This is a genomic window from Acidiplasma aeolicum, assembly GCF_001402945.1.
Lineage (GTDB): Archaea > Thermoplasmatota > Thermoplasmata > Thermoplasmatales > Thermoplasmataceae > Acidiplasma > Acidiplasma aeolicum.
Map to the genome: position 1 here is coordinate 1 of NZ_LKBG01000279.1, position 6691 is coordinate 6691.

Annotated in this window: 8 protein-coding genes; 4 read left to right on the forward strand and 4 right to left on the reverse strand. The window is 31.2% G+C overall.

What is annotated here, in order from left to right; all coding sequences use genetic code 11:
• The first annotated feature begins 46 nt into the window (after nucleotides 1–46).
• The gene (gene msrA, locus AOG54_RS08800) at nucleotides 47–580 is read left to right on the forward strand and encodes a peptide-methionine (S)-S-oxide reductase MsrA (protein ID WP_048102460.1); all 534 of its coding nucleotides are present in this window, start codon (nucleotides 47–49) and stop codon (nucleotides 578–580) included.
• Here the strand turns inward: msrA and AOG54_RS08805 are convergent.
• Nucleotides 574–885, reverse strand: a complete 312-nt coding sequence (locus tag AOG54_RS08805; RefSeq protein ID WP_048102461.1) for a hypothetical protein — start codon at nucleotides 883–885, stop codon at nucleotides 574–576. The genes msrA and AOG54_RS08805 overlap by 7 nt on opposite strands.
• Before the next feature lie 66 nt (nucleotides 886–951).
• On the reverse strand, nucleotides 952–1662 hold the full coding sequence (locus AOG54_RS08810; protein ID WP_048102462.1) for a DUF929 domain-containing protein: 711 nt from the start codon (nucleotides 1660–1662) through the stop codon (nucleotides 952–954).
• On the opposite strand from AOG54_RS08810, the gene AOG54_RS08815 reads away from it, so the two are divergent.
• Nucleotides 1661–2992 carry an APC family permease gene (locus AOG54_RS08815; protein ID WP_162200886.1) on the forward strand — a complete coding sequence of 444 codons (1332 nt, stop codon included), beginning with the start codon at nucleotides 1661–1663 and terminating at the stop codon, nucleotides 2990–2992. The two genes, AOG54_RS08810 and AOG54_RS08815, sit on opposite strands and share 2 nt — an antisense overlap.
• 2 nt (nucleotides 2993–2994) lie before the next feature.
• Nucleotides 2995–4113: an aminotransferase class V-fold PLP-dependent enzyme gene (locus AOG54_RS08820; protein WP_048101213.1), complete on the forward strand. Its 1119-nt coding sequence runs from the start codon at nucleotides 2995–2997 to the stop codon at nucleotides 4111–4113.
• 105 nt (nucleotides 4114–4218) lie between these two features.
• On the opposite strand, the gene AOG54_RS08825 is transcribed toward AOG54_RS08820, so the two are convergent.
• The gene (locus AOG54_RS08825) at nucleotides 4219–5295 is read right to left on the reverse strand and encodes a DUF1648 domain-containing protein (RefSeq protein ID WP_054963928.1); all 1077 of its coding nucleotides are present in this window, start codon (nucleotides 5293–5295) and stop codon (nucleotides 4219–4221) included.
• Between the two features lies 1 nt (nucleotide 5296).
• On the reverse strand, nucleotides 5297–5761 hold the full coding sequence (locus tag AOG54_RS08830) for a GntR family transcriptional regulator (RefSeq protein WP_052656698.1): 465 nt from the start codon (nucleotides 5759–5761) through the stop codon (nucleotides 5297–5299).
• A gap of 171 nt (nucleotides 5762–5932) precedes the next feature.
• On the opposite strand from AOG54_RS08830, the gene AOG54_RS08835 reads away from it, so the two are divergent.
• Nucleotides 5933–6586, forward strand: coding sequence for a hypothetical protein (locus tag AOG54_RS08835; protein WP_055032622.1), 654 nt, complete (start codon nucleotides 5933–5935; stop codon nucleotides 6584–6586).
• Nucleotides 6587–6691: the final 105 nt, after the last annotated feature.

Sequence of the window (6691 nt, forward strand, 5' to 3'; positions counted from 1 at the left end):
TCTTTTATTATAGAAATCTATAATTATTAAATTAGAATATAAAATCATGGAAGATGTATGTTATTTTGCTGGAGGTTGCTTCTGGTGCATGGAGGCTGTTTTTAAGGACATAAGGGGTGTTGTTGATGTCCAGCCTGGCTATTCAGGGGGGACCACGGTAAATCCCACATATGAGCAGGTATGCAGTCAGGAAACAGGCCATGCAGAAACCGTTAAAATAAGATTTGATAACGATCAAATCAGCTTTAATGACCTGCTTGAGATATATTTTTCGGCAATAGACCCAACAACATTAAACAGGCAGGGTGAGGACATAGGTACAAATTACCGTACGGCAATTTTTTATACAAATGAAGAGCAGAGAAATAGGTCTCTGGATTATATTAAATCCCTTGAGGCGTCTGGAAAATATGATAAAATAGTTGTGTCGGTTGAACCGTACCGTAATTTTTATCCGGCCGAGGATTATCATAAGGATTACTTTGCAAAGCATCCGGAGAAGGGATATTGCAGAATTGTTATAAAACCAAAGGTTGAAAAGGTAAAACAGAAATTTTCATATAAATTAAAACCTCAGTAATAACTTTCGGGCTCCTTATTTATATTTATGTCAATGTAATTTATTTCCCTCCATGAAAAACTTTTTTTAATAACCCTTTTTTCATGGCTAAAAACTCCCGTGAAAAACAGGTTTCCATTCTCATTAAATTTGATTGCAATGACCTTAACATCCCTGTAAATTAAATTATTGGAATAAACATTTACCGTATAGTCATATAAAAATGCATACGCAAGTGACCTTTTTATATCCAGAACAGAAATTTCATCAGAAGGGTCTGATTCAACAAGCCTGCCATCCCTAAAAGATACTGTGGCTATTATCATTTTTTTCCATGATATATTTAAAAACTTTATTTATACCTTTATTTAATACAGAACAATAAATAAAAATTATTCAACTGCTTTTATTTGATTTTCTATTTCATTTTCCGCAGACCTTATATATGTTATATTTAATCCATTTTCCAAAAGATAATTATCGCTGTATGATGATATATTCTTTGGGCTGTAAAGACCGCCATTTAAAAAGTATGTGCCGTTTGGACCTGAAATTAATAAAACGGTATTTATATGGTGTGGTGAAACTGAATCTGCACTGCTCTGAAAGAAGCTGCCTGAAATCCACTCCTGTGTTGTGTACTTTTTTATTATTTCATATTCGCTGACGTTAACACTTGATTTTAATTCGGATAACCCATAATCAACAAGATTTCCATTAATGGTTTTATTTTGTGCATTTCCAGTTAAGGTCTCATTGTAAAGGTAAATAAATGTTGCATTTATGGCATTTGATTTAAATCCAGTGAAAATTAATCCAGGCGTATCTGGATAAACATCTGATGGGTCTGAATGCCATTGATAATACGATACATTTCCATAATGTGTTAATGCAAAATACAGGGGCCATGAAAGGGATGCGCCTATTGGGCATCCCAGCCAGCTCACCAATAAAATATTTACCCTGCTATCACCGTGTGAGCTGACCCTAAAAAATTTTCCTGAGGGTTCCTCAAAGGGCTGAATTGCAAATGGGATGATTATAAGGGCTGCTATTATTATTGAAACAGCAATTATAATAATATTGGCATATTTTTTATTCATGAATTGGTTATTTGGGGGTTCTATTTTAGGTGCTGCTGCTTTTGCACTTGGTGCAACTCCATTATCCTTTATAATAGGCCTTTTGGCATCATTGCTTGCAGGAAATTCAATATACCAGTATTCTAAAAAGATGGCCAGTGCCAGAGGATATTACGGATATATAGGTGATGGCCTTGGTCATATTGCTGGATCATTTGCTGCATTTCTTTACATACTTTATGAATTTGCGAACTTACTTTTTATTCTAGGTTATTACATACTAACGTTTTCTCCTACACTTGGGTATATAACAAGCATAAGCATACCAGATTACATTAGCTATATTTACATTGTTTTGATTTCTATACCTGCGTTTTATGTAGTTTATAAAGGTATAAAACCATCTTATAAATCTCAAATTGTTGTAAATATGATTCAGATTATTTTTGTGGTTACAATATCAATTATCATAATAATATCTTCACCAAAAATCGGTGCAATACCATTTACGACGTATAATATTGGTATAAAAGGAGTATTCCTTGGATTTATAACGGGGAGCTACCTTTCTTTTGCAGGATTTGGGTCAATAGTTCCTTTAGGTGAGGAGGCAAAAGCACCAAGAAAATCAATAGGAATGGCTGTGTTGGCAATAATCCTAATTATGGGTTCAATATATCTTCTCGGCTCCTATGCAATGGTTGCTGGGTGGGGATTAAATAATATGGCATCTTTCAGCAATAGTATCTTCCCAGGATTCATAATAATATCAAAATTTGGATCTGTGCCAAATGGCATATTCTTTTTATTAAATTTCTTTGTTGTCTATCCACTATTTGTTACAATGGCAACAGCACTTTCTAGAAATATATATGCTATGGCAAGAGATGGACTAATATCATCACGTTTATCCACAGTCCATAATAAAAATAAATCGCCCCATGTTGCATTAATATACATAATTATTATATTCTTTGTTCTATCGGGGTTATCTTCAATGATTTTTTATTATGTTGAGGGTGGCTTTTTTAATGGATTTTTTGACGATTTCCTATTTTTTGCAACAGTAAGTACTGTAACAACATTAATAATTCATGTGATGCTTAATTTTTCTCTGTATTCCAAATTTAAAAATGAGGGAGAAAAAACATTAAAAAAGATATCAACCCATATTATTATGCCATCAATATCAACAGTAATAGTTGCTCTTGCAATTTATTATTCCATCTCATCACTCACATTTCCCATAGATCTGGGTCCATTTGTGATTCTTGCCTATGCCATATGTGCCATTTTATACATATACGCTGGGAAAAAATATAAACTAAAATTAGATTTTAAGGAGGAATAACAATGAATAAAGAAAATATAAGAAATTTATTTTATGGCCTTGATAAAATTGACCATCTTGCAGCATGTTCCAAATCACCAATGCTTAAAAGTGTAAAATATGCATTAGAAAAATATACAGACGATGTTATAACATTTGGAAATCCTTGGAATATGTGGGTGGAAAAGGTAAATGAGGCCAGAAAACTCTTTGCAGATATAATACACGCCAATGCTAATGATGTTGCAGTACTATATTCAGTCTCTTCTGCATTGGATGCAGTGATGAGCTCATTTACATTTAAAAGAAATAACAATATAGTAACCAGCGATTTAGAATTCCCAACCACAAATTTTATTCTTCAGGCATACAAAAAATATGGACTTGAAATAAAAACAATAAAAAATAAGAATGGAATTATTAAAATTAATGAATATGAAAAAGCAGTAAATGACAGCACCACCCTTGTCACTGCAATACATGTATCGTCTCTTAATGGATTTATGCAAAATGTAAGTGAAATTGCCAAAATAGCTCATGAAAATAACTCGTACATATACGTTGATGATTATCAATCCCTCGGGGCGTTGAATATTAATGTTCAAAATGAAAAAATAGACTTTCTCGCCTCTGGAAACCTGAAATGGCTACTTGGTGTTTCTGGAGTTGCATTTTTGTATGTAAATCCAAAAATTAGTGATGAGCTAACTCCCACCAATATAGGCTGGTTTTCTCAAAGGGATCCTGCACAATTTGGAGCTGAAGATATTAATTATGCCTCAGGTGCAAGAAGGTTTGAAAATGGCACATGGGGAATGCCAGCCATATATGCATCAATAGAAGGCATGAGATGTATATTAAAGAATTATAATGATGTTGAAAATGAGGATAGAAAATTATTTAATTATGCAAAGGAAAGGCTAGAAAAATACAATATTAAACTGGCAACACCAATAGAATCGGCAAATATAATAGCAATACCATTGAAAAATCCTGCAGAGGCAGAATATATTTTAAAAAAGAAATATAATATTATAACCTCTGCACGTGCTGAATCCCTGAGGATCTCACCACACTTTTACAATACTTTTAATGAAATAGATGATGCAATAAACGCTATTAAAAATGAGTTTTTTATGTAGGTTATATTTTTCAACCCTTATTTTAACTGTGAATTTAAAGTTTATAAATATTATAATATAATGGACAAAACTTTAATATTTTTAAATGGTAACTGAAAAAAATTATTAAGGGTGTAATAATGCAATTAAAAGTGAAATTATTATTACTGCAAATATTATTATGAGTATTATATAGCTCCACCTATTTGAGAAATTCAAAGTATAGCCAATACCGTACCTTTTGGGTACAAGTATTCTATTATCCTCCTTATTGTGGTAGATTAAACCCCCTGCCCATTCCTTATCGTCCTCAATGTTATTATCATGTTCATTATCCTTAAGATATGGATATTTCTTCCATCCTGTCTGGCCTGTGGTAACAGAATACCATAAAATTAAGGGAAATATTAACAGAACCGGGAGCGCAATAATAAATATATATGATTTTGGAATTAATTCCCAGGTAATGGCGGCTGCAAGGAACATATTCAGAATAATAATTAAATTTATACCCATAAGCAGTTTAACCATGCCTGTATTAAAGCTTCTAAATTGTATTAAGGATTTTTTTGTTGGGGAATTGCCCGCAGCAGACCTTTGAATTGCATATGACAGTACATCAAATACAACAGTTACAGGAACTCCCACGAATAATATAAGAAAAAAAGCAGAGTATGGCGATTTTGATGCATATTCATTTGGTTTTCCGGATAAACCAAAATGTGTGGGGAATCTTGATGGTATATGCGGGTAGTAAATAATACCAATAATAATAAAAAACATAAGCTCAATCCAGGGAAATACATACCATAACAAACTTACCTTTATATTGGATTTTGGAATATAGGAAGATATCACCTTTTGGTTATCTTCTAAATTAATTTTCAAAAGCCTAACATGTGACCTAAAGTAAAAGTAAACAAGCAATACCAAAATTATCTCGGTCAAAGGCAGTATTAATAAAACAATTATATTAATATAAACGTATAATATTAATGTTAACAATGTAAATACTATTGAAATCAAAAGGTCAATTAACAAATTTTTAAATTTCATGCTTTTTATTTTTTGATTATAAACATCGCCTTTTATTCTAATACCAAATACAAGCTCCGGCCTTGTTAAATATGGAATTAAACCATAGGCAAGACCTATAAAAATTATCACAGGCACATTTATTAATATAAATAAAAGCGGAATCATATTAATTTTCCTCCTGATTCAATGCCTCCTCAATTAAATCATTTATCTTTGCCTTTATTTCATCCACAGAAAAACCGCTTGATATGGCCTCCAGAATTAAATTTTTTATCTGTTTTTCCCATAATGGGTTCATGGTTTTATGCTCCTTCCTTATACCGGAAACAATAACATGCTTGCGCCTATCCTGATATATGTATTCATCATTTTCAAGCTCACTGTAAGCCTTGTTAACAGTATGATAATTTATTCCAAGTATTGATGATAATTCTCTTGATGATGGAAGTTTATCACCCTTTTTAAGCATTCCAATTGCTATATTTTTGACAATGCAGTTATATATCTGCTTATATATTGGTTCCGGTGAGGACAGGTCTACAGAAATTTTAAAAGCCTCGTTTTCATCAATATCAACAGATTTTGCAGAATATTTCCTTTTTTCCCCATATGCATCACCATCAGATGCCATTATTATACCTCCTGATATATATTATCTATAACAGTTATATAAATATTTTCCTTTTTAATAATTGCTTGAAACTAATGATAATTTCCTCAACTAAAAATATTATATATAATAGATATATAACACCTATAACAAATAGAAAAAATAAATAAATGAAAATATGGGTGTTAAAATATGCGTTTGTTTGTTAATTTGAAGTTTAAGGATGTGTTAATTTCAGTAGGCATCGGAATAATATTTATGCTTGGAGCACTTCTTATTCAGCTGATCATTGACCAAATTCCTGAAATTATCATTCTTGTTGATCACCATTATAATATCTCATATTTAATAAAAAATATAAAAACGATAGAAATAAAAAATGCCATTATTTATTCCATATATCTCGGCATGGCTGCAGGATTCATTCAGGAGGGATTTACATATTTTGCCATAAGCATAAAACCTGAAAAAATGGCATTTTTTATAGGCATTGGTTTTTCAGCAGTTGATATAGCTGTAATTTTCATCGAGGATTTTAATAATTTATCCGGATTTTTGCTTATATTAATAATATTAAATATTATTTCATCACTATTATTTCATCCTGGAACGGCAACATTTATGAAATTCGGGAAATTATCCGGGCATGGAATAATGACGTATATAACTTCATCAATTCTTCATACATCTATAGATGGCAGTCTTGTATATACAGATATATACATACTAACACATATAAAACAGTATATAATTTCAACTGAGTTATTCTGGGCATTTACAATGGTTATTTCCATTTCAATATTTTTAATAGGCATTTTAAAACTTAACTCTTTAATACGGGATTAATACAAGTATACATATTTTATTGCAATTACAGGATTTAGAATTAATACTTTTATTCATTTTTGGTTATAATAATTAAAAATTCATTGTTGTTTTTATTATAAGATC

Coding starts and splice junctions, on each gene's coding strand:
- msrA (WP_048102460.1), top strand. CDS start 47: ATGGAAGATGTATGTTATTTTGCTGGAGGTTGCTTCTGGTGCATGGAG.
- AOG54_RS08805 (WP_048102461.1), bottom strand. CDS start 885: ATGATAATAGCCACAGTATCTTTTAGGGATGGCAGGCTTGTTGAATCA.
- AOG54_RS08815 (WP_162200886.1), top strand. CDS start 1,661: ATGAATTGGTTATTTGGGGGTTCTATTTTAGGTGCTGCTGCTTTTGCA.
- AOG54_RS08810 (WP_048102462.1), bottom strand. CDS start 1,662: ATGAATAAAAAATATGCCAATATTATTATAATTGCTGTTTCAATAATA.
- AOG54_RS08820 (WP_048101213.1), top strand. CDS start 2,995: ATGAATAAAGAAAATATAAGAAATTTATTTTATGGCCTTGATAAAATT.
- AOG54_RS08825 (WP_054963928.1), bottom strand. CDS start 5,295: ATGATTCCGCTTTTATTTATATTAATAAATGTGCCTGTGATAATTTTT.
- AOG54_RS08830 (WP_052656698.1), bottom strand. CDS start 5,761: ATGGCATCTGATGGTGATGCATATGGGGAAAAAAGGAAATATTCTGCA.
- AOG54_RS08835 (WP_055032622.1), top strand. CDS start 5,933: ATGCGTTTGTTTGTTAATTTGAAGTTTAAGGATGTGTTAATTTCAGTA.